Consider the following 23,952-nt stretch of genomic DNA (forward strand, 5'->3'; position numbering starts at 1 on the left):
TTTAGTCTAAAAAGAGCATAATAAATATTTGAAGGAACAAATTTTCTTTACTGTTTTTGTTGTAATTATTCTCCTCACAACCTTGGCTAAGTGTTTGCCCAATTGATCGATGGTATTAAAGGATTTGCAAACGAACTCTTGTTTGAGTTGCCACCAAATTTTCTCGGCGGGGTTTAGTTCTGGACTATAAGGCGGCAGAAAAATTAAAATGATATTCTCGGGTATGATTAGTTTCTTTGCCTTATGGAAGGCTCCATTGTCAAGCACGATTAGTTTAAGTTCTTTTGGATTCTGCTTTGATAATTTCTTGAATAAAATATTGAAAGCAATCTGTATTACAATAAGGCAGTTCCAACAAAAGCTATCTCCATTTATTGGTGAGAATGCTCCATATAGGTATGTGTTTTCGAATTTGTGTTGATAAGTACAAACGGGTTTTACCCCTTTGCTGTTAGAACCCGCCCTGTTCTTGTGAGTAGTCCAAATCGACTCTCATCCTGCAATAAATATTAATGCTTTTATAGCATCCCAATAGTGGTTTTTACTTTGTCTTTACAGATTCGTTTGAAGTTTTTTTAAAAGTAGCAACCGCTTCTTTATCCTTTTAATATGACTCTTGCGGGGTACTTTTAACGATGCGCCAAAGTGCCTTTTAACATAATGACGCAAGCTGTTGTAATTAACTCCTTTAATAAAATTATTTTCCACCCACGCATGTAATTGTTTGTAGCTTGAAAATGCGGCATCCTCTGAACAAAGCTTCAATTTAATTTTCTTATGCACAGACTTACTTATTATGGAGGGCTTAAATCCAATTCTACCATCCTTTAATAATTCGGATATACCGCCCTTTTGATATTTAGTCCGCCATGTCTGAATACTGTTGTGATTTACACCTATCAGTTCCGCTAATTCATTCTTGCCTAATGCTCGATCAGAACGCTTGATCTCAATAAGCATTTTTATTTTCGGACCGTGGTGGTCTGCAGATTTTTTTAAGAGACTTCTTAAGTCCTTAAGCGATTCTTTCACCGTAATAGAGAGTGCATTTGCCATACCTCAAATATATAGCATATATACATTAGTCTAATATAGTTCAAGAAAAGATATTGACAATTTACTTGTTAATATCAGACTATTCTATAATAGCTAATGGTATTATTAACAATACTGTCAAAAAACACTGCAACACTTCCGCCTTAGTCCTGCGTGGCTTGGAGCTAAGTGTTGCAGTTTTTCAGTGTTGCACGGCACCTTTTTAAGTGTTGCAGTGTTGCAGGTATGTGCCCTGGTTTATTTTTTTCTGGCACTCAATTATCAAAAAATGCATACCCACCAAGCGATGCAAAACTTTTCCGAAACATATAAATGATGCGATTAAAAATTCGGTGATTGATTAAATTTTCATAAATTGCCTATCGAAAGAAAAAACAAAATGTCGGCAGGCCTTGGAAATATTGAAAAATCGTTACTCAGTGGTTATCGCTACTCCTTCCAAGGCCAAGAAAGCGATGACGAGATAAAAGGCGAGGGAAATTCAATCAATTACACATACCGCATGCATGACCCAAGAGTGGGGAGGTTTTTTGCGGTTGATCCGTTGGCGGGGTCGTTTCCTTGGAACAGTGTTTATGCATTTTCAGAAAATAGAGTGATTGATGGAATAGAATTGGAAGGGCTAGAGGTACAAACGTGTAATTTAAGCGGCAACATAAATGCACCATTCTATTTAACTGTAATAGGAATGCATTCAGCCAACAGAGGCTACGTAACCCCAGGAGTGGCTATTGATGACGCAACCAATAATGATATCCACTCTAAAGTATCAAACCCTAATGGCTACCTGGACGGTATACATGCAGCAATTGGTGCAACCAATGCAAGTGAATTACAAAAACAAAATGAGTATCCCGTTTTCGTCCTTTACAGTTGTTTAGCAGGAAAAGAATACCTTGATGCCAACGGTCAAGTTTGGTCATCAATTGCGCAAGATTTTTCAGTTGATGTTGATGGAAGCGGACCACTGGGTGGTGGAATTGTAATTGCATCGGATTCACCAATCGTCGGCGTTAGTACAAGCAATCGGGGTGCACCGAGTAAAATGGTCGACTGTAATGATCCAAATGGTTGCAGCTATGAAGAAGGGGCAGAAACAGTGCCCGGAAGCTGGTTGGTATATAAAGATGGAGTATTAGTAGGTGCTTATGCTTCAACATGGACTCCAACATCAAGCTGGAGACTTGAAACCATGAGCGCGGAGAATCGTGTAACCTACACCGTAACTAATTCCGAAGGTTTAAATTGGAGTGGTGGGATTGGTAATGGGCCGTATCAAAAAGGTCAATTATTAGAAGGAGAAACTTTCCAACTTACAGGCAACGTCCAAGGGGGATATATGGAGTTTTTTACTCCTGATGGAACTACTGGATGGATTTCAACTGAAAACACAAATAACACAAATTTTGTTACTCCTTACAGCGTGACATCTACTTCTGGACCTGATAATACAACCACATCACCATCTCCTCCGACACCATGAAACAAGTAAGACATTTTTCATCAATTTTTTTTTTAATAAACTGTTTTTTACATAGTTGCTCCGATTGTGATTGTACGGAAAACAATACTACCCAATTTAAATCGTGTCAAAAATTAGGATATCATGAAAAAAGAGAAATAACTGTAGATGGAAATGTGAAAGCCTACGAAAAGTTCAAGATTCCACTTTTTTTCAAAGAGCCAGAATCAGTTATTTTCTATTCTTTGGTGATGGCATTGAAACATCAAAATGCCGAAGCATACTACGATGTGTATTTGTTCACGAGTGAAGCCATGGAAAAAGCAGGTGTTCCTTGGCATGATTCTTCAATGCAATCGTTCACTTTACCTTTTTTGTATAAATCAGCAGAACTTGGATATGATCAAGCGATAAACTCAAATGATTATAAGAACAGAGATACGATACATTGATTAACAAAAAAGGATTCCCTACCTTGCACTATCTGAAAAAACCAAAAAATGCCGTAAGCTTTAATAAATACTGGTGAAATGTTGCGTGAGGGGTTAATCTAGTTTCATTCGACCTTTATAAGTGTGCTGTCCCCGCTAGTGCGAGCGTCAAGCTTGTGCCTTACGTAGACCGTCAATGAATTACTGGACCTATTTTTACAACCTGTACCAAATTCACTTCAATGGAAAAAATCTGATACTTTATTAAGCAAATGCTTCAATAAGTTTTAAGGTCGGTTACACTTTTTCACTGTTCAGAATATTTTGCATATCAATCCAAAATATCATCACTGATTGAAAACTGGTCTTTTTCAAGTTCTCTTCTGAGTGAGTCCCATTCTGTTTTTGATACTACGTAAGTTTTTGACCATTGGTCGTGCCAGCCGCGTTCTCCTAAACATGAAAATGCTTCAAAGGGAACAATGCGTGAAATGGAGCGCAACAGGATGGTTCCTACTTCAGGTTTTTTTGCGTACTCATCAATTACGTATGAATTTGTTACCATTTTTCCAATGGTGCGTCCCATGGTGGCTTCTGAAATGGCGTAGTACACAAACGTGATTATGTAACCACTGAAATCAAAGGCGTATCTGAAATTCATTCCTCCACGTGAACCAAAATAGTTACGGGCAGGATTGAGCAGACCAATATAAGTTAAGAGTAATGAAATGCCAATGAGAATGACAAAATCAACAAGATAATGACCAAAACGAGGCCAGCCTGAAATGGTTTTTATTTTTCTCGGTACCTCAACTTCTACCTGTGTTCTTATGCGTTGACCTGAAGCATCCTTTATTTCACGCGTGCTCATTTTTTTCTCTTTTAATTCAGAAATTTTCATGTATTAGTGGTTTTAAATCTTTAAAAATCAAAACCTAATGCAAAAAAAAACGGGTTGATTATTCAACGTGATTGTATCATCACACGTTCAACCGGCTGTGAATTGCACAAGCTTTGGGTTGCCACTAAATTATAAAAAAATCCAAACACAGGTGGACAATGAAATTTTATTTCAGACAAAGCAAATGAAAGTACTGTGTATTGAAATCAAGAAATTATTTTTTTACAGCACTCACAATTATCTCATCAATAGATTTGCGAATGCGTGGTGTGATTTCACGCGTGCGGTATGGCTCTTCTAATTTTTCAAATTCATCAAGATAACCCAATGCAATCATATACACCGGCACATGATCATCACCAAAATTAAAAGTTTCAACACATTTTGCTGCATCAAATCCACCTAAAACATGGGTGTAAATTCCCATAGCATTTGCTTGTAGTGTTAACAGCATATTAGCAGAACCTACATCATGCAACATGGCTGTGTTGGGTTGAGAATTTGAAGTGTATGATTTTTTTCCAAGAGATAAGACCAGTGCACCGGCATTTTTACACCAGGGTTTGTTTCCTCCTGAAAGCAATTCAAAAAATTGATCAAACAAGGGTGTACCGCGATAAGCAACTGAATATCTCCACGGTTGTTCATTATTGGCACTGAACGACCAGCTTGCTGCTTCAATTAAGGTGCGCATCGTGTCTTCACTGATTTCCTTTTCTGAAAAACTTCTGGCGCTCCATCTGTTGCGTATGATGTCTAATACAGGATACCGGGTTGATGCTTTTTTTATTTCACTCATGCTTGAATTTTTTAAATTGAACACAGCCTGACTTTATACCGTGTCTTGCAAAATTAAATTACTTCACAATATTAAATCAGGCTGTGCACAAAGTTAACAGATCTGAATCAGGATTGTTTTACCAATTGAATTTCACAATTAATTTTCACCTCATCACTCACTAAAACACCTCCTGTTTCTAGTGCTGCATTCCAGGTAAGTCCAAAATCTTTTCTGTTTATTTTTCCGCTGATGCTGAAACCGGTTTTGATATTTCCCCATGGATCTTTTGCAATGCCTCCGGGTTCAACACTTAGGCTAATTGATTTGGTAACTCCTGCAATGGTGAGGTCACCGGTAAGTGTATCTGTGTTTCCACCTTTGGTGTATTGAGTTGCTTTGAATTCAATGTTTGGGTGTTGACCTGCATTAAAAAAATCTCCACTTTTGAGGTGATTATCTCTGTCAGTATTTCCTGTTGAAATTGAATCAACCTCTGCCGTGAAATGTACGGTAGAATTAGTAAAATCATCTCCGTTTGTTTCAGCTTTGATATCAAATTTTCCAAATGAACCGCTCACGTTGGTAAACATCATGTGTTTTACTTTGAAGCCAATTTCGCTGTGTGTAGGATCTAATGCCCATACTGTTTTTGTTGCTGTTTGTGTACTCATAAATTTAGTTTTTGATTTTTATTTTATTATTTATTTATAGTTAGCGGCACATCCATCAGAAGAATTTCTGACTCAGGCTGCAATGATTGAATGACGATTTCTTCAGTGTTCCAAATACCCAGTCCATCGCGTGTTTTAAGCACATGTCCGTTTACTTCAAATGATCCTGAAATAATAAATACATAAACGCCATGATCATTTTTTTTTGGTGGATACAAAATTTTTTTTGATGCATCAAAATTTCCAAGATAAAACCATGCTTGTTGGTGAATCCATACTGCATTGTCTTGAGGCACGGGAGATAAGATCTCTTTCAATTTATTTTTACGATCTGCTTGTTCAAGTTTTATCTGTTGATATCTGGGCTGCACATCTTGTTTGTCAGGGAAAACCCAAATTTGTAAAAGATTGACAGGGTTTTCATGATCAGGGTTCATCTCACTGTGGAGAATTCCCAGCCCGGCACTCATCACTTGAATTTCACCCGCGGAAATAATAGTTCCGTTGCCCATGCTGTCTTTATGCTGCAGTGACCCTTTGAGCGGAATAGTGATTATCTCCATATTATCATGTGGATGCATTCCAAATCCCATACCCGGGTCAATGGTATCATCATTCAAAACCCTGAGCACACCAAAATGCATTCGTTCAGGATTATAATAACCTGAAAAACTAAATGAGTGCCAGGCATTCAACCAGCCATGGTTAGCGTGTCCTCGTGAATCAGCGCGATGCAAAATATAATTTGACATAGTGAATCCCTCTTAATAATTTGACATCACAAAGTTGAGACAGTTCAAAACAGAAAACATTGAACTAGATTAAGAAATGGGGGTACTACCTTTTCCTCCCCCTTAATCCCCCTCAGTGAGGGGGAAAGCCGGGACTCAAGGGTTTTGCAAAAGTGCGAAGTAACGCCACTTCCTCTCTCTTTCGGAGAGAGGAAAGAGGAGAGAGGAAAAAAACACAATTGTTTCCGAAAAGTTTGGACTCATGTTACTTCCTTTCCTCCCCCTTCATCCCCCTCAGCGAGGGGGAAAGCCAGAACGCAATTGTTTCCGAAAAGTTTGGACTCATGTTACTTCCTTTCCTCCCCCTTAATCCCCCTCAACGAGGGGGAAAGCCAGAACGCAATTGTTTAGAAAGAGTTCGAAGTAACGTCACTTCCTCTTTCCTTTGGAGAGAGGAAAGAGGAGTGAGGAAAAAAACGCAATTACCTATTTCCCCATCATCCGCCTTCTGATTTTGCTTAGAAACTCCGGTGAAATTCCAAGATATGAGGCAATTTGATGCTGCGGTACCCGTTGCGGAATAGATGGATATTTTTCTATGAATTCAAGATATCTTTCTTCTGCCGGTTTTGAGATAGATTTAAAAAGTCTTTTTTGCGTTGCAGATAAATTTCGCTGTATCAATAAACGAAAGAGCGCGTTCAAATTTTGGAACTTTAAATAGCAGATTTTCTTTTGTCTCCGGTGTGAAATAGTAGAGTTCTGTTTCTTCAATAGTTTCAATAAAAAGTTGGCTTGGCTGCTGATCATGAAAACTTGTTGGATCACCCAGCCACCAATCTTCAATTCCAAATTGCAGAATAACTTCTCCACCATGTTCGTCAATAAAATAAGTTCGTGTGCAGCCTTTAATGATGTATGCTTCAAAATTACACACCTCATTGGGCTGAAGTAGAAACTGTTTTTTCCCTACTTTTTTATATTGTAGAAGTTGATGAAAAATTTCCAATTCGGCACGTGTAAATTGTACACTGCGGTTTACATTTTTATCTATGCCGGTATATTGATCAGTCATTTAATATATGCATATCCATTACAAGATCTGCTGCTATTCGTTCTTTTGTAGGGTGGAAGAAGAGTTGAATAATAATCATCAATCCGGCGCAAAGTATGTAAAGTAAATTATCACTCATAAAAAATAGAACACAGGACAATAGGGTAGGTGCCTCCATCAATGCAAATCGCACAATAGATGCTGCCCGATACTTTGCAAATTTAGAATTGTTATCTTGTTCAAGCCTTGCCATTTCAAGCAATTTTCTGAAGATTAAGTTGGCAATAACAATAAAAATCAGCATAAATACAGGGATGATAATGACCAGTATATCTTCTTCAAAATTAAATTTCAATTCAAAGACATCTGATAAACCAACAACAACTCCAACAAAAATAATTTGACTCGCCACAATAGCAAGATGAAGTATTCTCAGCATTCTGACTTGACTTTGCATGGATATTTTTTTGTATAAAGATAAAAAACTCCGCTCACTTCTGTCTTGCGCCGGATAATACTTTTGTGAATACAAATTGTTTTTCGCTAGCTTTGAAATCGCAAAATGCTACTTTATGATTCAGGTTGAAGGCTTGTGCAAGGAATTTACCTTGACAAAAAAACAAATGCGTGAAAACGGAACATCAGACACCGTTTATCGGGCAGTAAATGATGTTTCATTTGCTTGCTCTCCGGGCAGAATTTATTCATTACTCGGTCCTAATGGCGCAGGAAAAACTACCACGCTACGTATGATCTCTACCATGATATTACCTACTCGTGGTTCAATTATCATATGTGGAGTTGATGCCTTGAGAAATCCAAATGAGGCAAGAAAAAAAATAGGTTTTCTCACCGGTTCTACCGGACTATATGAGAGATTGACTCCGGATGAATTGTTGAAATATTTTGCTGATCTCAATGATGTTTCAAAATCTGATTTTGAGAAAAGAAGACAGCACTATTATGATTTGTTGAATATGCATGATTTCAAATCAAAACGCATTGGTCAGCTTTCTACCGGTATGAAACAAAAAGTATCAATCACCAGAACTATGATTCATGATCCTGAAGTGGTGGTATTTGATGAGCCCACCTCCGGTCTTGATGTAATCACGGCAGAGAATATTATCACCTTGATCAGAAATTGTAAAGAGCAAAATAAAACGGTCATATTTTCATCACACATTATGTCAGAGGTTGATTTGCTTTGTGATGATTTAGCTATTATCACCAAAGGAAAACTTGTGTACAATAGTACCATGGCTGAGTTCAGAGCGCAAATGAAATCAGAATCTCTGACTGCTGAGTTTATAAGTAAGGTGCATGAAGCGTAGTTGTTTTCAGGGTTGAAAAAAAAAGTTTATGAAAAAAATAATTCTCATAGCAAAGAAAGAATTTCTTGACATTCTTCGTGATCGCAGAACATTGATCAGAATGATTCTTATTCCTTTATTGGTGTTCCCGCTCATCATGAATATTGTCACGCGTGTACAAAGTTCGCAATCACAAAAACAGGCTGAGAAAGAATTGACCATTGGGTATATTTTGAATGGTCAATCAGTTGAAGGCATTGATAGAATGCGGCAGACACCCAATTATACTTTTGTTGAGTTTGCAGATACAAATACTTTAATGGCGTCAATAATTTCAGATTCTACCGACATGGGTATTTACTACACGCCAACATTTAACGCAGATTATGATTCTGGCTTGCAGGCGAAATATGTTTTGTTTTATCGAGCTGCAGATGGTGAAGATTATGATAGATTTAAAGAGGTATTGAATCGTGAAGATTCTGTGCTCACTGCGCAACGCATGCAGCAAATTGGTAAGCCTTATGAATATGTTGAACCTACCTCACGAAGAATGTCAAATTTGTCAACATTAGAAGAGATTTTAGGTAAATACGCCGGCGGAATTTTACCGTATATTTTTATGGCATTTCTTTTCATGGGCTGCATGTTGCCGGCAATTGATTTATTTGCAGGTGAGAAGGAGAGAGGAACTATTGAAACGCTGCTCACTTCACCGGTAAATCGTTCTCAAATTCTATTGGGAAAATTTATTGTAGTAGTGTGTTTTGGGTTAATGTCTGCCAGTGTTGCACTTGCCGGTTTGTTCATCAGTCTCAATATGCTTGAAGCTGATGGTGAACTAATGGCTGCAATCAATCAAATACTCAGTCCCACCCTCATAGGAACACTTTATGTTTTGCTGGTTCCTCTCGCGTTTTTCTTTGCCGGTGTGATGATTCCAATTTCTGTTTATGCGCGCTCATTCAAAGAAGCGCAAAGCATTTTAACTCCATTAAATATTGTGATGGTTTTACCTGCCATGGCCGGCTTTTTTCCTGGTGTTGAATTGGATTATACAACAGCTTTTATACCAATTGTCAACGTGGTGCTTGCTTGCAAAGCAATCATTGCAGGTAATGCAGATGGCGTTCTCTTGGCAATTACATTTGTAACGTTGATTGTGCTTGCTGCTATTTCATTGTTGATTGCACTCAGACAGTTTGGTAAAGAAACTTCCATTCTCAGGTAAATGCTCACGTTTGTTAATTATCTCAGAACTTATTTCAAGGCAGGCTTTCATTGGGCTCCGCATCTTTGGGCTGCACTATTTTTGGCTTTGTCTATTTCAGCGAATTATTATTGGGATTTTTACGACCGGGTGACTGAACATTACTACAAAAAACCAATTAGTGTAGTTTTTTTATTCTGCTTTTATGCATTTGCTTTTCTGGCAGCAACGGCAATTGTATCTTATTTCAAAAAAGAAAAGCGCCCGTTGTTTAATCGCAAATATTTGCTTTTTGGTTTAATTGGAATTGCGTTTCTCAGCTTGGACAGTAGTTATTATTTGATGAAATTTGCTGACACATTTTTGCCCGTAAACCCTTACGTGCAAGATTGGATGAAATCGCTGTTGAGTAATTTATCCAGTTTCATTACCGTGATTATTCCATTATACATTTTATATTTTGGGGTAAAACATTTTAAACCTGAATTATACGGAATGCGTCTCAACGGAGCAAAAGTACTGCCTTATTTCTGGTTGATTCTGTTCATGATTCCTCTGATGTATCTTGCATCGTTCAGACCTGATTTTTTAGAAACATATCCTACCTATAATGATCATTTTGAATATAGATTTCTGAATACTGAGCAATGGATAACAGCGGGTTTATATGAGTTCACGTATGGGTTTGATTTTATTTCGGTAGAACTTTTTTTCAGAGGATTTTTAGTTGTTGCATTGTCGAGATTTGTTGGAAAAGATGCCTTAATACCCATGGTGGTTGTGTACGCATTTTTACACTTTGGCAAACCCGCGGGCGAAGCAATCAGTTCTATTTTTGGCGGATATATTCTTGGAATTCTCGCTTATCAATCACGCAATATTTTTGGTGGATTGGTAGCGCATCTCGGTGTCGCATGGGGAATGGAGTATTTTGCCTATTTGCAAGGTTGATGCGTGAGCTTTTAGGCCTTAGGGCTTAGGGTATAGGACAAAGGGCATAGTGCGTGGGGTATTGAAAAGTGTGCATTAGCGTCAGTTCTTTTCCTCTCCTCGGTCCTCTCCAAAGGAGAGGATGCCACATCGCAATTGTTTCCGCAAAGTGTGAAGTAACGTCACTTCCTCTTTCCTTTGGAGAGAGGAAAGCGGAGAGAGGAAAAAAACACAATTGTTTAGAAAGAGTGCGAAGTCACGTCACTTCCTTTCCTCCCCCTTAATCCCCCTCCAGAGGGGGAAAGCCAGGGCGCAATTGTTTCCGCAAAGTGTGAAGTAACGTCACTTCCTTTCCTCCCCCTTAATCCCCCTCCAGAGGGGGAAAGCTAGGGCGCAATTGTTTCCGAAAAGTTTGAAGTCACGTCACTTCCTCTTTCCTTTGGAGAGAGGAAAGTGGAGAGAGGAAAAAAACACAATTGTTTAGAAAGAGTGCGAAGTCACGTCACTTCCTTTCCTCCCCCTTAATCCCCCTCCAGAGGGGGAAAGCCAGGGCGCAATTGTTTCCGCAAAGTGCGAAGTAACGTTACTTCCTCTCTCTTGTGGAGAGAGGAAAGAGGAGAGAGGAAAAAAACACAATTGTTTAGAAAGAGCGTGCATTAACGTCACTTCCTTTCCTCCCCCTTGATCCCCCTCCAGAGGGGGAAAGCCAGGGCGCAATTGTTTAGAAAGAGTTCGAAGTTGCGTCACTTCCTCTTTCCTTTGGAGAGAGGAAAGAGGAGAGAGGAAAAAAACACAATTGTTTAGAAAGAGCGCGAAGTCACGTCACTTCCTTTCCTCCCCCTTAATCCCCCTCCAGAGGGGGAAAGCCAGGGCGCAATTGTTTCCGAAAAGTTTGAAGTCACGTCACTTCCTCTTTCCTTTGGAGAGAGGAAAGCGGAGAGAGGAAAGCGGAGAGAGGAAATCCCTCAAAACGAAATAATAATAAACTCCGTACGACGATTTTCCTGGTGCTTGGTGTCATCACACGTTACGCCATCGCCGCATTCATTGACAAGTTTTGTTTCACCATAGCCAACGCCTTTGATTCGTTCAGGGTTGGTGATGCGTGCTTTGATGTAATCTGCTGAAGATTTTGCGCGTTTGTCTGACAAGGTCTGGTTTGATTTTGCATTGCCGCGTGAATCAGTATGTGAACCTAATTCAACAATCATAGTTGGATTATCATTCATCACTTTGACAATTTTATCTAATTCAAGTGCGGCATCTGGTCTGATATTCCATTTTCCTGAATCAAAATAAATAGGTTTCAATTCTATAATTTTTGAAAGATCTTGTCCAACTTGAGCTTGCTCCAAATCAATGTCCATGAATTCATGCACATTGTACTTTCCTTCTTTATCAAAAAGTACATTGTAGGTTATTGTTTTTGACAGATATCCTTTTTTGGTAATCGTGAAATTGTAGGTGCCGCGTTCATTCAGTTTTTTATCAGGCAGTGGACGTAGATAATCTCCGGTAAGTGATGTCATGGTTGAATCTGTCAGACCGGTCATATTATCTGTTATCGTAATTTTTACACTGTCAATAGGTGCTCCGGTTGTTTTATCTTTCACAAGCAGATAAAGTGAAATTCCGGGATCTTTTTCTAAAATCACGTTAACATTAAAAATGCCTTCTTCACCAACTGTCTCAACTGATGTTTTGCCATCAAAATATTTTTCTTTAGTGCCGGTAATTTCAAACTGCTGATCAGGTTCAACAAGCAAAGTAAATTGCCCCAAATCGTCGGTTGTTACATAAACTTTTTCTCCGTTTACTGAATTCTTAATTTCAACATTTACGCCGGCCAGCAGGTTTCCTTCTTTATCGTGCGCAAAGCCGTTGATTGTTTTTCTAACAAGTCCAAAGGCATAAATATCTAATCCACCAAAACCACCCACGCGGTTTGATGAAAAATAGCCGGTGCGCATGTCTTCATTCCACGCAATATAAATATCATCTCCCGCTGAATTCATAGGGTATCCCATGTTAACGGGAATAGTCCATTCACCATCTACCAGGTAAGAAACAAACAAATCATAACCGCCTGATGAGTTATGACCTTTGGATGAGAACCAGATTGTTTTTCCATCTCTGCTTAAAAATGCCCCATCTTCATCAAAGCCTGTATTGATGCGGTAACTTAGCGGTTCAGGCACTGACCATGATGAGCCATTGAAATAACTCACATACAAATCAAGATTATCATTTTCAGCTTTGGCACTAAAAACAAAGGTGCGATTATCACCGGAAAAAGATCCGTGTGGTTGAAAAAAGTAACCATTCAGTGGCACAGGTAAACTGATCAAGCTGCGCAAACGATCAGCACCAAATGAGGCAATCCAAAGTGTGTTTTTATAACATACTAAAACAGTATCGCCACCGTAAGTTCTGCTCACCACAGCAACGTGATGCTTTTGATCAATTTCAGGATTGAAGGTTGAAGCAACACTTTCATTCAAGTCAAAATAATAAATGTTCTCAAAATACTGGTTGTCTTCTGACATCAACTCGCCATCAAAATCTTTGTAACGCGCATTGTAAAGCAATAAATTATCATCTTCAAAATAAACCGGTGTATATTCTCTTTCAATAGAGTTGATGAAATAATCCATGTTAGTTACATAAAATGGCTCATAGATATTTTCATTGTTGTTTAGTGCATTTTGACACCAAGCTATTTGAACACTCATATATTGCAAAATCTGATCATTTACCTTTGTTTTTTTTGTGATGTGCTGTTTGTAAAAGGTGTAATATTTCAAGGCCTCTTTATGTCTTTCATGCATGCGCAAACATTCAGCATATTTATAGTAAACCAGGTAATTTGTATCAGGCGTATTTACTGCTATTCTGCGCTCCAGATATATGAGTGCTGAATCATACAGTTGGTAATCGTACAAATAGATATCTGACACGGCATCCAAAGCGCGAATGTTTTTTGGGTCAACTGCAAGCACTTCTTTATACAGTTTCAATGATTTTGAAAATTCACTGACCTGTCTCTGTTTATCTGCGTTGACAAGATGCGCATTGATATTGATTTGCGCATTTAACGTTAACTGAGCACAGAAAGCAAAAAGCACGGCAATAAGAATTCTGGGTTTCATGTCCGGGTTCTTTTGGATTTAATTGCCGAATATAGAATTTTTTCAAGGACTAAAGCATAATAATCATCAGCCCTGTTAAAGAGATAACAAGTTTTTGTTATTTGAATAGAATTGAAAACGCAGATTAGCAGTTACTTCAAATAGTAATCACCTGATTCAGAAATGCCAATTTTTTTCTGCACCAGCATAGCGTTGAAGTGTTTTTCAGTTTGGAACAGATTGGTCCAAAAATCAGTAAATTCGGGATAAGCATCTGTACCTGTTTTTAAATTATTTTCAGTGAGCATAAAAGGAAAAATGTGAATACCAATTTCTGTTTGTCCGTTGTCTTTGGCCAACACCGCCAATAGGTATAGTTCTTTAATCCAATCATCTGTGATAGGAATACAGCCAATGGTTACACAATTTCCATGAATGTAGATAGCCCCTCCTTTGTCTGCTGCTGGGCGTTTTCTTTTATCAGCCAGATTAGGGTAAGACACCCCAAGTGAAAGAAAAAAATTACTGTATGGATTAAAATGATTCAAGTGATAATACCCTTCCGGAATTTGCATATCTCCCTGTTGAACTTTGGGTCCCAAATCACCGCTGAAGGAACAAAAGCCATATTTTTTCATGAATGTCCAAATACTATCTTGCTTATTTTTGACATACACAACCAACTCTTGCTCATATTTGTAAGCTTTGATCATGAGTTGAAAATCTGTTCGTGAAAGTCCCGTTGAATCAAGCTCAGCACAAATACCGGTATACTTTTCGTCATAGGCGGTTTTTACACGTGAATAGGCTAGTTGGTCATCTAAAAATCCGGCATAGTTATTGACGCCTGTTAACAAAAAATAAGATAACAACGCGTATTTTATTAGTAAATTCGTCCCTGCTGAATTTGGCATATACAAAAGAGTTTAACAATAATAATACCAACTAATAAATAAAGTAACAATGATGGATATGAAGCGGATTGTTTTTATTCTAACCTGGATCATTGCTGTTCCGGTATTTTCACAATACACAGAAAAAGAAACTACTCAAAAATTTGAAGAAGTTTTCAATTATCTTAAAATGTATTACGTTGATGATTTTGATGGAGCAGCCATCACAGATGCCGGTATCATTGCCATGCTGAAAGAGTTAGACCCGCATAGTTATTTGATTTCAAAAGAAGAAGTACAAAGTGCAAATGAAAAAATAGACGGAAGTTTTGTTGGAGTAGGTATCCGTTTTGATATCATAGATGATACGCTTACCGTGGTAAACATCATTGAAGGTGGTCCATGTGAAAAAGTAGGTGTAAAAGCCGGTGATAAAATTGTGGTAATTGATGGTGAAAATATTGCCGGAGTTGGTTTAGAAAATGCTGGTGTACGTGAACGTCTAATGGGTGAAAAAGGATCGCTTGTTGTGCTTGGTATTAAACGCAGAGGTGAAAATGATCTCATCAGTTTTGACGTGCGCCGAGATAAAATTCCGCTTTTCAGCGTGGCAAGCTACTATATGGTGACTGATAAAACGGGCTATATCAAGGTAACCAATTTTGCTCGCACTACCATGGAAGAGTTTAGAGATGCTTTAGTATTTCTTAAAGAAAGGGGAATGAAAAATCTCATTCTGGATTTACAAGAAAATCCCGGTGGTTTATTGCATGTAGCAAAATACATGGTAGATATGTTTTTGAAAGATGATAAATTGATTGTCTATTCTGAAGGTCGCGCTCAACCAAGACAAGATATGTATGCGGATAACAAAGACAATAATGGTCAATATTATTTTGATCAAAAAGACGGCTTGTTTGAAAAAGGTAAGCTTGTAGTTTTAGTGAATGAAAATTCTGCTTCAGCATCAGAAATTGTTGCAGGCGCTATTCAAGACTGGGACCGCGGGCTTATTGTTGGTCGCAGAACTTTTGGCAAAGGTCTGGTGCAACGACCTTATAAATTAAGTGATGGATCTGAAGTAAGAATTACCATTGCACGTTATTATACTCCATCAGGCAGATTTATTCAGTCTCCGTATGACGATGGTGTAGATGCTTATTTTCAGGCTGATTTAAATCGCTACCTGAGTGGTGAATTAATGCATGAAGACAGTATTAAATTCCCTGATTCATTAGAATATTATACCCTCAAACTAAAACGCAAAGTGTTTGGCGGTGGTGGTGTAATGCCTGATATTTTTGTTCCGATTGACACGATGGAAATGTCTACCATGTATCGTGAAATTAGTAGAAAAGGAACGATCAATACGTTTGCATTTGATTTTGTAGACAAAAACAGAGAAAAGCTTCAGAAAAATTATCCAAGTTTTGAAATCTATAAAACAAATTTTAACGTTGAAAAAGAAGCGATGCCTGCTTTTTGGGAAATGGTAAAAGCTGAAGGAATTACCTATTCTGAAAAAGATTATCAGACATCTAAAAAACTTATTCATACGCTAATTTCTGCCCGCATTGCATCTAATTTGTGGGACTTTGCAAAATTCTATGAAATATATAATATCCAAGAAAATGAAGCTTTCATCAAAGGGCTTGAATTAATTGAAGGAAAGAAAATTGAAGAACTTGGGCTTGATTTTTAATTTTGCGAAATAAACCGGTATAAGAAAAATAGAGAAAAACAGAAATACTCACGATTAGATATGAAAAAAACAGTTTTTTATTTGCCCCTTATAGTGCTTGCGGCTTGCGCAGGACAAACAGATGAACCCACAACAAATGTTGAAGTGAACAGCGGAGATCAAAGTTCAGTTGTTGAAACCACTAACCCACAAAATAATGAACAAAACAATAATCAAAATTCAGCTGAAACTGATGGTGAAATTACCACGATAGAATTTCTGGAAACCAAATTTGATTTTGGAAAAGTTTTTTATCCAAGTGAAAACATGCACACGTTTAAATTTAAAAATACCGGCAATGTTCCCTTAGTGATAAAAGAGGCAACTGCCTCATGTGGATGCACCGTGCCTAATAAACCTGATGAGCCCATTGCACCTGGACAAATTGGAGAGTTAGATGTGATTTTCAGACCTAAAGAAGGTCAGGTTGGACAACCGGTTTCTAAAACAATCACCGTAGTTGCCAATACTGTTCCGGCTGAATCATATTTAGAAATATCTGCCAATGTCATGAAGGGAATGTAATGTCAATTACTCTTCTGTGATGCCCATTTTTTTAAGTAAGAATGTGGCGTTTTTTCCTTCTGCAATTCCTTTTTTCAAAAGATAATCAAAGCGCAAATTGTCTTGTTCAATGTACGCATTGAAACAGTAGTTGTGAATGTTTTGGTATTCATTTTCAAGTGTGCACACCGTGAGATCATGAGTTGCTAGTAAGCCCGACGCACCTGATTTTGCGAGGCGTGCAAGTATTCGGGCTGAACCTTCTTCTTTATCTTTACTGTTAGTGCCTTTCAAAATTTCATCCAATATAATGAAACAAGATTCTTTTTCTAATTGGTCAATAATAAATTTCAGGCGCTTGAGTTCAGCAAAAAAATAAGATTCATCATTCACTAAAGAATCAGCTGTTCGCATACTTGAAAAAACTTTCACCGGGCTGTAATTAAATTCAGCTGCATTTACGGGTAGCCCACAATTGGCAAGCACAATAGACGTTCCGGCGGTTCGCAAAAAAGTACTCTTGCCCGCCATATTGGCCCCGGTAACAATAAAAAATGACGACTTATTTATTTCAAAATCATTCCGAACTAAATTTTGTTTATTCATTAAGGGGTGTGCTATTTGTTTAGCACACACCAATGTTTCTTGTTTATCTGATTTGGTGGGATAGGTATAGCCAGCATGTGTGAAAGCAAAATTGCTGTATGAAACTAAACAGTCTGTTTCACTAATAATATCAATGGCTAATAAAATTTTTGATGCGTGGGCAGATAACCAATTTTGCGCAGCCAGACTAAAGTGTAAATCACGCAGAAAAAATCCATTGGTAAAAATGGCTACTAATATGTTGTTACGTTGATCAAATCCCTGCAATATGCGAGATAGCTTTTTAATTTCACTCCATGTTTCATCTGCTGATTTTTTGTTTTTTTGTAGCTCTGGTTGCGATCTGTCTGTCTCTGAAATCAATTGAATTAATTGACTGATTGGTCCAATGGCATTTGAAATGGCGGTGGTATTTTTATTGATAATATTGCCGCGTTTTAAAAATTGAGCACTAATTGCAAGTCCGGTTAGAAAGGTAATCCAGATACTGTTCCATGGCAATATTTCAAAAGCACAGAGTGCAATGTGAACAACTGAAATAATTGAAAAAATGGTGGGCAAATAACTAAATGCTGAACGAATGAGTGGTTTAAAATGCTGCACTTTGTGTTTGATTTCTTCGCTGTCTGCATTTTCAGATTGAGCCAATAGGGTTCTGAATTGTATCATCCATTCAGGGTCTGCCGCCAATTCTTGAATTATTTTTTGTTTTTCATTCAAGTTTTTGACATCATTACTCAAAAGTTTATCAGCCAGAATTTTTTCACCAAATGATGCATGGGTGCGGTTGATTGCCTGAAAAATACATTGTGCACCAAACACGTCAAGATCTAATGCAAAAGCATGGTGTGAATCAAGATATTTTTTACCGTCATAAAACATGCTGAAGTCGCCGTCTAGCGCTTTGAGTTCATGCAAGGCAATTTGTAACCTGATTTGATAGCTTTTTCTGTTCACTCTGATTGAATTGTAGCGCACAATCATCCAGAAAAAAATAAATGTGCTAACACTAGAAATTCCAAGTTGTATAAACACGCTTAATTGAGTGAACCATATCAATACGGCAAATAAAAAAGACAATAATCTGAGCGCCCCAAAAATTTGCAATTGTCTGCTCAATTGCTGTATTTGTCTGCTAGCCTCTTGCTGAGTTGAGGAAAAAAAAAATCTGGAATCTGGCATGAAGAATAAATTATGTTGCCTTTTGTTTGCGAATAATTTTCCAGAATAACCAAGGCCAGAATCTTTTGATATGGACTGCAAGAATTTCTTTATTACCAATGAGAACGGCTTTTTTATTTTTTGAAACAGCACCCAACATCTTACGCACACATACATCAGCACTCATTCCGGTTTCTTGATTATGATCCATTACGCCGTGAGCATTACCTTCAGCATTGAGTGCTGATTTAGAAATATTGGTGTTGATTTTTCCGGGGTAAACCAAGGTTACACGAATATTATTTTTCTCCTCTTCAAGCAAGAGACTTTCATAAAAACCTTGCAGTGCGTGTTTACTGGCCGAATAGGCTGAACGCAAAAAGAAACCAAACTTACCCGCAATACTTGATATTACTACTATGTGTCCGTCTTGCTGATTGCGCATGTAAGGCAAAACCGCTTTGGTAATGGCTATGTTTCCAAAATAATTTATTTCCATGATTCGCCGGTCAATGTTCATGGCAGTTTCACCTGCAATGCCACGTTGACTAAGGCCTCCGTTGTTGATCAACATATCAATGCGTTTATGCTTTTCAATCACATTTTTTGCAAGCTGATCAAAATTTTCTGAATGTTCAAGATCAAGTAAAAAAATGTCTGATTTTTCAGGATAGGTGAGCGATGATTTTACTTCTTCAAGATTTTTCTGATTGCGTGATGACAAAATCACAAAGGCTCCATCAGCATTCAGTTGCTTAGCCGTTTGTTCTCCAATGCCTGATGAGGCTCCGGTTATCCAGACAATTTTATCTTTAAAAGACATATACATTAAAGCACGAAAGTAAAGATTTTTATTTGTTGTGGAGAATGCTAACTGTGAAGTGCCACTTTTTAATGCTTGATTTTCACTTTCATTTTAATTAATGTGGATGATTCAGTTTTATTGAAATCTCAAACAAATTCATTTCCAATAGGTTTAAATTTTATTTGTCAACGTAACAAAATATTAAACAAGGTTGTCAGTGCTTGTCAGCCTGATATTATTATATTCGTGAATACATGAAGTGGATACCTGATGCCCATTTTGACAATTATTATGATTCTGCCCGGTATAAATTGGTGTGGCGAATTACCTTGCTTCTGTTTATCATGTTGCCATTTTTATGGACTACTTTGTTGATTACCGGAGACACAGTGGCTATTCCTGCCATCATTGCTTGGGCGCTCAACGGCATTATCCTCTTTGTACTTTATAAAAGCAGAAATTATAGATTGAGCGCCTTTATATTTTCATTGATTGGAACAACTTTTTGTTCAGGAATTTTGTTGGGATATCCGCAAATTTTTCATTACGTGGACTCTTTTTGGATGATGGTGCTTATACTGTTTACGTATTTTACCCTTGGCAAATTTTGGGGCAATATCATTTTGATTGTTAATCTTACGGCTGTAATTGTTTTTATTCTTTTTTTTCTGAATTATAGCTTATCAATGATTAATCACTTGCAGGATACTGAATTAATTTCAAAATCAATTGACGTACTCATTTGCGGTTCTTGCATGGCTTTCATGATTTTTCAATTTTTATCTACCACGCAATACGCTGAGAATAATTTCAAAAAGGCTAATGCAGATTTGCAGCGCAGGAATGAAGAAGTAGCTAACCAGAATCAGGAAAAAACAGTCATGCTGAGAGAGATTCACCACCGCGTAAAAAATAATTTGCAAGTAATTACCAGTTTGCTCAGGTTGCAATCTCGTGACGCCAAAGATTTTCAAACTATTGAAATGTTCAAAGATTCAACTAACCGAGTTGTAGCCATGGCATTGATTCATGAAAAAATGTATCAGTCTAAAGATCTTGCAAAAATTAATTTGGAAGAATACTTGAAATCACTGCTTGCTGATTTGGTAGATTCTTATGCAGTTGATATTCCGCTACAAACTAAAATTTATTCTAATCTTGAACATGTAACCAATAAATCATTAGTACCGCTGGCATTGCTTTTTAATGAAATGGTGTCTAATTCATTGAAGCACGCTTTTACAGGCAGATCATATGGGTCAATTCACATTCATATTGAGAAGCAGAATGGCCAAGTAGTCATTATGTATGAAGATGACGGAACCTGGAAAGAAAAACAGAAACAAAATTCATTTGGACTTGAGTTGATTGAAACTCTCACTGAGCAACTTGATGGTAAATACACTCGGCTAAGTGGAAACGGAACAAAATATGAATTCACTTTGCCTGATAATTTATAATTTTATCATGTGAATCATTTAACCATTGCCATAGACGGTTACTCATCATGCGGAAAAAGTACGCTGGCTAAAGAAATTGCCAATGCCCTCAACTTTATATATGTAGACAGCGGAGCCATGTATCGCGCATTCACGCTTCACTTAATCAATAAAGGTCTGCTCAAAGACGGCGCTTATATTAAAAATCAGATTCTTGCCGAATTGGAAAAAACTGAAATAGATTTTAAATACAATAAGACGTTAAGTAAATCTGAAACCTATTTGAATGGTGAGAATGTTGAAAAAGATATCCGTTCTTCACTCATTTCAAGACAGGTAAGTCCAATAAGCGCCATTGCAGAGGTACGTACAAAAATGGTGCAGTTACAACAATACCTTGGGCGCAAGGGCAATGTGGTAATGGATGGCAGAGATATTGGAACCGTTGTTTTTCCAAATGCTGATGTAAAATTATTTATGACGGCATCCAATGAAGTGCGTGCGCAACGCAGGCTCATTGAATTGCAAGACAAAGGTGAACACATAAGTTTTGATGAGGTGAAAAAGAGTCTTTCACAACGTGATTATCTTGATATGAACAGGGAAATCAGTCCTTTAAAAAAAGCAGGTGATGCCATTGAAATTGATAACTCTGAACTTACGCGTGAAGAACAACTTGCGCTGGCCTTGTCAATTATCAGAGAGAAAGCTGAAAAATCAAAACTCACTCAGTGAATGGTGTGGCAATGCCTGCCGTTTGAAATCGAAAGTTTTATTAATTTTGTCCCCTGATTTAATTTTAAAGATTCCATGGCTACAAGCAAAGTAATTGAAATTCTGGGCAAAGATGGAGAAGCATTGCTCAATCATGAATGTAAAACCATTTCAAAAAATCTCATTCACCTGCCGGGGGCTGATTTTGTTGATCGCTGTTTTGCCCAAACCAATCGTAGTCCTCAGGTTTTGAGAAATCTTGAAGCCATTTATAATCATGGGCGTCTTGCAGGTACAGGTTATGTTTCTATTTTACCGGTTGATCAGGGAATTGAGCATTCTGCCGGCGCATCGTTTGCACCCAATCCGGTTTATTTTGATCCTGAAAATATTGTAAAGCTTGCCATTGAAGGTGGATGTAATGGTGTAGCCTCAACGTTTGGAGTGTTGGCATCATGCTCACGTAAGTATGCGCACAAAATTCCGTTCATCGTAAAAATTAATCACAACGAGTTTTTGTCTTATCCAAATAAATTTGACCAGATTGAATTTGGCAGTGTTGATGAAGCCTGGAACTTAGGTGCAGCAGCAGTTGGAGCCACCATTTATTTTGGCTCACCTGAATCAACAAGACAAATTGTAGAAGTTGCGCGTGCATTTGAACGTGCACATGAATTAGGCATGGCAACTATCTTGTGGTGCTATTTGCGCAACAACGCATTCAAAAAAGATGGGGTAGATTATCATGTTGCAACAGATATTACTGCGCAGGCAAATCACTTGGGAGTTACTATTCAAGCTGATATCATCAAACAAAAATTACCGGAGAACAATGGAGGATATACCGCTGTAAACTTTGGTAAAACACATGCAAAAGTTTATTCTGAACTCACTACCGATAATCCAATTGATTTGTGCAGATATCAGGTAGCAAATTGCTATATGGGACGCAATGGCCTCATAAATTCAGGTGGTGCATCAACCGGCAGTGGAGTATCAGATTTACAAGAGGCGGTGAAAACAGCTGTAATTAATAAACGCGCAGGTGGTCATGGTTTGATTTCGGGAAGAAAAGCTTTCCAAAAAGACATGAAAGAAGGGGTAATATTATTAAACGCAATTCAGGATGTGTATCTTGATGCATCCGTGACTATAGCTTAAAACATTATTTTATGGGTTGGTTTACAAGAAAGAAAGAAGGGATCGTTACATCAACAGCTGAAAAGAAAGAAACTCCTGAAGGTTTATGGTATAAATGTCCTAAATGTAAATCAGTGGTTTCTACTGATGAACATGAGAAAGAATTGTTTGTTTGCAAAACCTGCGGACATCATGATCGCATTGGATCACTGGAATACTTCAATATTCTTTTCGATAACGGAAAGTTCACTGAATTTGCAAAGGGAATTTTCGCCGGTGACCCCTTGGAATTTGAAGATACAAAAAAGTATACTGATCGCATTAAAGGAGAACGTTCTAAAACTGGTTTGGATGACGCCATTCGTTGCGGACATGGAAAGATGAATAAAAACGAAGTGGTGATTGCAGGCATGGATTTCAAATTCATTGGTGGTTCTATGGGGAGCGTTGTTGGTGAAAAAATTGCGCGCGCCGTTGATAAAGCAATTGAATTAAAATGTCCTTTGATTATCATTTCCAAATCTGGTGGTGCTCGTATGATGGAGGCAGGATTGTCATTAATGCAAATGGCTAAAACATCTGCAAAATTGACTCAACTCGCTGATGCAGGCTTGCCTTATTTTTCTCTCATGACTGATCCAACTACCGGTGGTGTTACGGCTTCGTTCGCCATGTTGGGTGATATCCATATTTCTGAACCTAATGCTCTCATAGGGTTTGCCGGACCACGAGTAGTGAAAGAAACTATCGGTCGTGATTTGCCTGAAGGTTTTCAAACGGCTGAGTTTCTACTTGAACACGGGTTTTTAGATTTGATTGTTGAACGTAAGGACTTGAAAAACAAGATTTCTGCATTGGTTGAACAGTTCAAAAACTAATTATTTTCATGTATTAATTATCAGTACCTGATTTTATTACTATCTTTGCGCCCTGTCTTAAGGTAAGGCAGCATAAATTACATAAGAATCATTTAAATAAATATTGGCATGTATTTATCAAAAGAAAAAAAAGCTGAGATTTTTAAAAAACACGGTAACAGCGAAAAAAATACCGGAAGTGCAGAAGGACAAATTGCATTGTTTTCATTTCGTATTAGTCACTTGACTGAACATTTGAAATCAAATAAAAAAGATTTTGGAACTCAGCGCTCATTGCAACTTCTTGTAGGAAAACGCAGAAGTTTGCTGGATTATTTGAAAGCAAAAGACATTGAGCGTTATCGCGCTATTGTAAAGGAGCTGGATTTAAGAAGATAATTCAACAATTTTATGACATAAAGAG

The 23,952-nt window shown here is 37.7% G+C and carries 23 protein-coding genes and 1 pseudogene; 12 read left to right on the forward strand and 12 right to left on the reverse strand.

Annotated features, from left to right (window positions below; all coding sequences use genetic code 11):
• Positions 1 to 6: 6 nt before the first annotated feature.
• Positions 7 to 486: a transposase gene (locus IPH66_06510; GenBank protein ID MBK7129002.1), complete on the reverse strand. Its 480-nt coding sequence runs from the start codon at positions 484 to 486 to the stop codon at positions 7 to 9.
• A 66-nt stretch (positions 487 to 552) separates the two neighbouring features.
• The gene (locus tag IPH66_06515) at positions 553 to 1,056 is read right to left on the reverse strand and encodes a helix-turn-helix domain-containing protein (GenBank protein MBK7129003.1); all 504 of its coding nucleotides are present in this window, start codon (positions 1,054 to 1,056) and stop codon (positions 553 to 555) included.
• A gap of 355 nt (positions 1,057 to 1,411) precedes the next feature.
• Between IPH66_06515 and IPH66_06520 the strand changes: the two genes are divergently transcribed.
• Both IPH66_06520 and IPH66_06525 read left to right on the forward strand, forming a co-directional pair.
• The gene (locus tag IPH66_06520) at positions 1,412 to 2,539 is read left to right on the forward strand and encodes a hypothetical protein (GenBank protein MBK7129004.1); all 1,128 of its coding nucleotides are present in this window, start codon (positions 1,412 to 1,414) and stop codon (positions 2,537 to 2,539) included.
• 155 nt (positions 2,540 to 2,694) lie between these two features.
• Entirely contained in the window at positions 2,695 to 2,970 is a 276-nt protein-coding gene (locus IPH66_06525) for a hypothetical protein (protein MBK7129005.1), read from the forward strand.
• A 310-nt stretch (positions 2,971 to 3,280) separates the two neighbouring features.
• On the opposite strand, the gene IPH66_06530 is transcribed toward IPH66_06525, so the two are convergent.
• The 6 genes and pseudogenes from IPH66_06530 to IPH66_06555 form a co-directional block, all read right to left on the reverse strand.
• Positions 3,281 to 3,850 carry an RDD family protein gene (locus IPH66_06530; protein MBK7129006.1) on the reverse strand — a complete coding sequence of 190 codons (570 nt, stop codon included), beginning with the start codon at positions 3,848 to 3,850 and terminating at the stop codon, positions 3,281 to 3,283.
• Positions 3,851 to 4,064: 214 nt separating this feature from the next.
• Positions 4,065 to 4,649, reverse strand: a complete 585-nt coding sequence (locus tag IPH66_06535; protein ID MBK7129007.1) for a nitroreductase family protein — start codon at positions 4,647 to 4,649, stop codon at positions 4,065 to 4,067.
• Positions 4,650 to 4,756: 107 nt separating this feature from the next.
• A complete protein-coding gene (locus IPH66_06540) occupies positions 4,757 to 5,302 on the reverse strand; it encodes a polyisoprenoid-binding protein (GenBank protein ID MBK7129008.1) in 546 nt (181 codons plus the stop codon).
• Positions 5,303 to 5,328: 26 nt separating this feature from the next.
• Positions 5,329 to 6,054 carry a pirin family protein gene (locus IPH66_06545; protein ID MBK7129009.1) on the reverse strand — a complete coding sequence of 242 codons (726 nt, stop codon included), beginning with the start codon at positions 6,052 to 6,054 and terminating at the stop codon, positions 5,329 to 5,331.
• A gap of 465 nt (positions 6,055 to 6,519) precedes the next feature.
• Positions 6,520 to 7,108 (reverse strand): annotated as a pseudogene (locus IPH66_06550) (Crp/Fnr family transcriptional regulator).
• Positions 7,101 to 7,544 carry a hypothetical protein gene (locus tag IPH66_06555; protein MBK7129010.1) on the reverse strand — a complete coding sequence of 148 codons (444 nt, stop codon included), beginning with the start codon at positions 7,542 to 7,544 and terminating at the stop codon, positions 7,101 to 7,103. Before IPH66_06555 ends, IPH66_06550 begins: the two are co-directional and overlap by 8 nt.
• A gap of 115 nt (positions 7,545 to 7,659) precedes the next feature.
• Here IPH66_06555 and IPH66_06560 point away from each other — a divergent pair, with 115 nt between their 5' ends.
• The 3 genes from IPH66_06560 to IPH66_06570 are packed head-to-tail and all read left to right on the forward strand — an operon-like array spanning position 7,660 to position 10,561.
• On the forward strand, positions 7,660 to 8,421 hold the full coding sequence (locus tag IPH66_06560) for an ATP-binding cassette domain-containing protein (protein MBK7129011.1): 762 nt from the start codon (positions 7,660 to 7,662) through the stop codon (positions 8,419 to 8,421).
• A gap of 28 nt (positions 8,422 to 8,449) precedes the next feature.
• Positions 8,450 to 9,631: an ABC transporter permease gene (locus IPH66_06565; protein ID MBK7129012.1), complete on the forward strand. Its 1,182-nt coding sequence runs from the start codon at positions 8,450 to 8,452 to the stop codon at positions 9,629 to 9,631.
• Positions 9,632 to 10,561, forward strand: a complete 930-nt coding sequence (locus tag IPH66_06570; GenBank protein ID MBK7129013.1) for a CPBP family intramembrane metalloprotease — start codon at positions 9,632 to 9,634, stop codon at positions 10,559 to 10,561.
• A 944-nt stretch (positions 10,562 to 11,505) separates the two neighbouring features.
• Here IPH66_06570 and IPH66_06575 read toward each other — a convergent pair.
• Positions 11,506 to 13,689 carry an OmpA family protein gene (locus IPH66_06575; GenBank protein MBK7129014.1) on the reverse strand — a complete coding sequence of 728 codons (2,184 nt, stop codon included), beginning with the start codon at positions 13,687 to 13,689 and terminating at the stop codon, positions 11,506 to 11,508.
• Positions 13,690 to 13,820: 131 nt separating this feature from the next.
• Positions 13,821 to 14,582, reverse strand: a complete 762-nt coding sequence (locus tag IPH66_06580) for a L,D-transpeptidase family protein (GenBank protein ID MBK7129015.1) — start codon at positions 14,580 to 14,582, stop codon at positions 13,821 to 13,823.
• Positions 14,583 to 14,640: 58 nt separating this feature from the next.
• On the opposite strand from IPH66_06580, the gene IPH66_06585 reads away from it, so the two are divergent.
• Together IPH66_06585 and IPH66_06590 are read left to right on the forward strand one after the other, a co-directional pair.
• Positions 14,641 to 16,263, forward strand: coding sequence for a S41 family peptidase (locus IPH66_06585; protein MBK7129016.1), 1,623 nt, complete (start codon positions 14,641 to 14,643; stop codon positions 16,261 to 16,263).
• Between the two features lie 60 nt (positions 16,264 to 16,323).
• The gene (locus IPH66_06590; GenBank protein ID MBK7129017.1) at positions 16,324 to 16,827 is read left to right on the forward strand and encodes a DUF1573 domain-containing protein; all 504 of its coding nucleotides are present in this window, start codon (positions 16,324 to 16,326) and stop codon (positions 16,825 to 16,827) included.
• 6 nt (positions 16,828 to 16,833) lie between these two features.
• Here IPH66_06590 and IPH66_06595 read toward each other — a convergent pair whose 3' ends face one another.
• Entirely contained in the window at positions 16,834 to 18,594 is a 1,761-nt protein-coding gene (locus tag IPH66_06595) for a hypothetical protein (GenBank protein ID MBK7129018.1), read from the reverse strand.
• A gap of 10 nt (positions 18,595 to 18,604) precedes the next feature.
• On the reverse strand, positions 18,605 to 19,396 hold the full coding sequence (locus IPH66_06600) for an SDR family oxidoreductase (GenBank protein MBK7129019.1): 792 nt from the start codon (positions 19,394 to 19,396) through the stop codon (positions 18,605 to 18,607).
• Between the two features lie 236 nt (positions 19,397 to 19,632).
• Between IPH66_06600 and IPH66_06605 the strand changes: the two genes are divergently transcribed.
• From IPH66_06605 to rpsO, 5 genes are all read left to right on the forward strand, one after another.
• A complete protein-coding gene (locus IPH66_06605; GenBank protein ID MBK7129020.1) occupies positions 19,633 to 20,838 on the forward strand; it encodes a sensor histidine kinase in 1,206 nt (401 codons plus the stop codon).
• Positions 20,839 to 20,847: 9 nt separating this feature from the next.
• Complete coding sequence (locus IPH66_06610) at positions 20,848 to 21,552, forward strand: (d)CMP kinase (GenBank protein ID MBK7129021.1); 705 nt, start codon at positions 20,848 to 20,850, stop codon at positions 21,550 to 21,552.
• A gap of 75 nt (positions 21,553 to 21,627) precedes the next feature.
• Positions 21,628 to 22,692, forward strand: coding sequence for a class I fructose-bisphosphate aldolase (locus IPH66_06615; protein ID MBK7129022.1), 1,065 nt, complete (start codon positions 21,628 to 21,630; stop codon positions 22,690 to 22,692).
• An 11-nt stretch (positions 22,693 to 22,703) separates the two neighbouring features.
• Positions 22,704 to 23,549 (forward strand): acetyl-CoA carboxylase carboxyltransferase subunit beta, encoded by an 846-nt coding sequence (locus IPH66_06620; GenBank protein MBK7129023.1) that lies wholly within the window; start codon positions 22,704 to 22,706, stop codon positions 23,547 to 23,549.
• Positions 23,550 to 23,657: 108 nt separating this feature from the next.
• Complete coding sequence (gene rpsO / locus IPH66_06625) at positions 23,658 to 23,927, forward strand: 30S ribosomal protein S15 (GenBank protein MBK7129024.1); 270 nt, start codon at positions 23,658 to 23,660, stop codon at positions 23,925 to 23,927.
• Positions 23,928 to 23,952 lie beyond the last annotated feature (25 nt).

This window comes from Crocinitomicaceae bacterium, from assembly GCA_016708105.1.
Classification (GTDB): Bacteria; Bacteroidota; Bacteroidia; order Flavobacteriales_D; family Crocinitomicaceae; genus JADJGJ01.

Coding starts and splice junctions, on each gene's coding strand:
- IPH66_06515 (MBK7129003.1), bottom strand. CDS start 1,056: ATGGCAAATGCACTCTCTATTACGGTGAAAGAATCGCTTAAGGACTTA.
- IPH66_06530 (MBK7129006.1), bottom strand. CDS start 3,850: ATGAAAATTTCTGAATTAAAAGAGAAAAAAATGAGCACGCGTGAAATA.
- IPH66_06535 (MBK7129007.1), bottom strand. CDS start 4,649: ATGAGTGAAATAAAAAAAGCATCAACCCGGTATCCTGTATTAGACATC.
- IPH66_06540 (MBK7129008.1), bottom strand. CDS start 5,302: ATGAGTACACAAACAGCAACAAAAACAGTATGGGCATTAGATCCTACA.
- IPH66_06545 (MBK7129009.1), bottom strand. CDS start 6,054: ATGTCAAATTATATTTTGCATCGCGCTGATTCACGAGGACACGCTAAC.
- IPH66_06555 (MBK7129010.1), bottom strand. CDS start 7,544: ATGCAAAGTCAAGTCAGAATGCTGAGAATACTTCATCTTGCTATTGTG.
- IPH66_06560 (MBK7129011.1), top strand. CDS start 7,660: ATGATTCAGGTTGAAGGCTTGTGCAAGGAATTTACCTTGACAAAAAAA.
- IPH66_06565 (MBK7129012.1), top strand. CDS start 8,450: ATGAAAAAAATAATTCTCATAGCAAAGAAAGAATTTCTTGACATTCTT.
- IPH66_06570 (MBK7129013.1), top strand. CDS start 9,632: ATGCTCACGTTTGTTAATTATCTCAGAACTTATTTCAAGGCAGGCTTT.
- IPH66_06575 (MBK7129014.1), bottom strand. CDS start 13,689: ATGAAACCCAGAATTCTTATTGCCGTGCTTTTTGCTTTCTGTGCTCAG.
- IPH66_06580 (MBK7129015.1), bottom strand. CDS start 14,582: ATGCCAAATTCAGCAGGGACGAATTTACTAATAAAATACGCGTTGTTA.
- IPH66_06585 (MBK7129016.1), top strand. CDS start 14,641: ATGAAGCGGATTGTTTTTATTCTAACCTGGATCATTGCTGTTCCGGTA.
- IPH66_06590 (MBK7129017.1), top strand. CDS start 16,324: ATGAAAAAAACAGTTTTTTATTTGCCCCTTATAGTGCTTGCGGCTTGC.
- IPH66_06595 (MBK7129018.1), bottom strand. CDS start 18,594: ATGCCAGATTCCAGATTTTTTTTTTCCTCAACTCAGCAAGAGGCTAGC.
- IPH66_06600 (MBK7129019.1), bottom strand. CDS start 19,396: ATGTCTTTTAAAGATAAAATTGTCTGGATAACCGGAGCCTCATCAGGC.
- IPH66_06605 (MBK7129020.1), top strand. CDS start 19,633: ATGAAGTGGATACCTGATGCCCATTTTGACAATTATTATGATTCTGCC.
- IPH66_06615 (MBK7129022.1), top strand. CDS start 21,628: ATGGCTACAAGCAAAGTAATTGAAATTCTGGGCAAAGATGGAGAAGCA.
- IPH66_06620 (MBK7129023.1), top strand. CDS start 22,704: ATGGGTTGGTTTACAAGAAAGAAAGAAGGGATCGTTACATCAACAGCT.
- rpsO (MBK7129024.1), top strand. CDS start 23,658: ATGTATTTATCAAAAGAAAAAAAAGCTGAGATTTTTAAAAAACACGGT.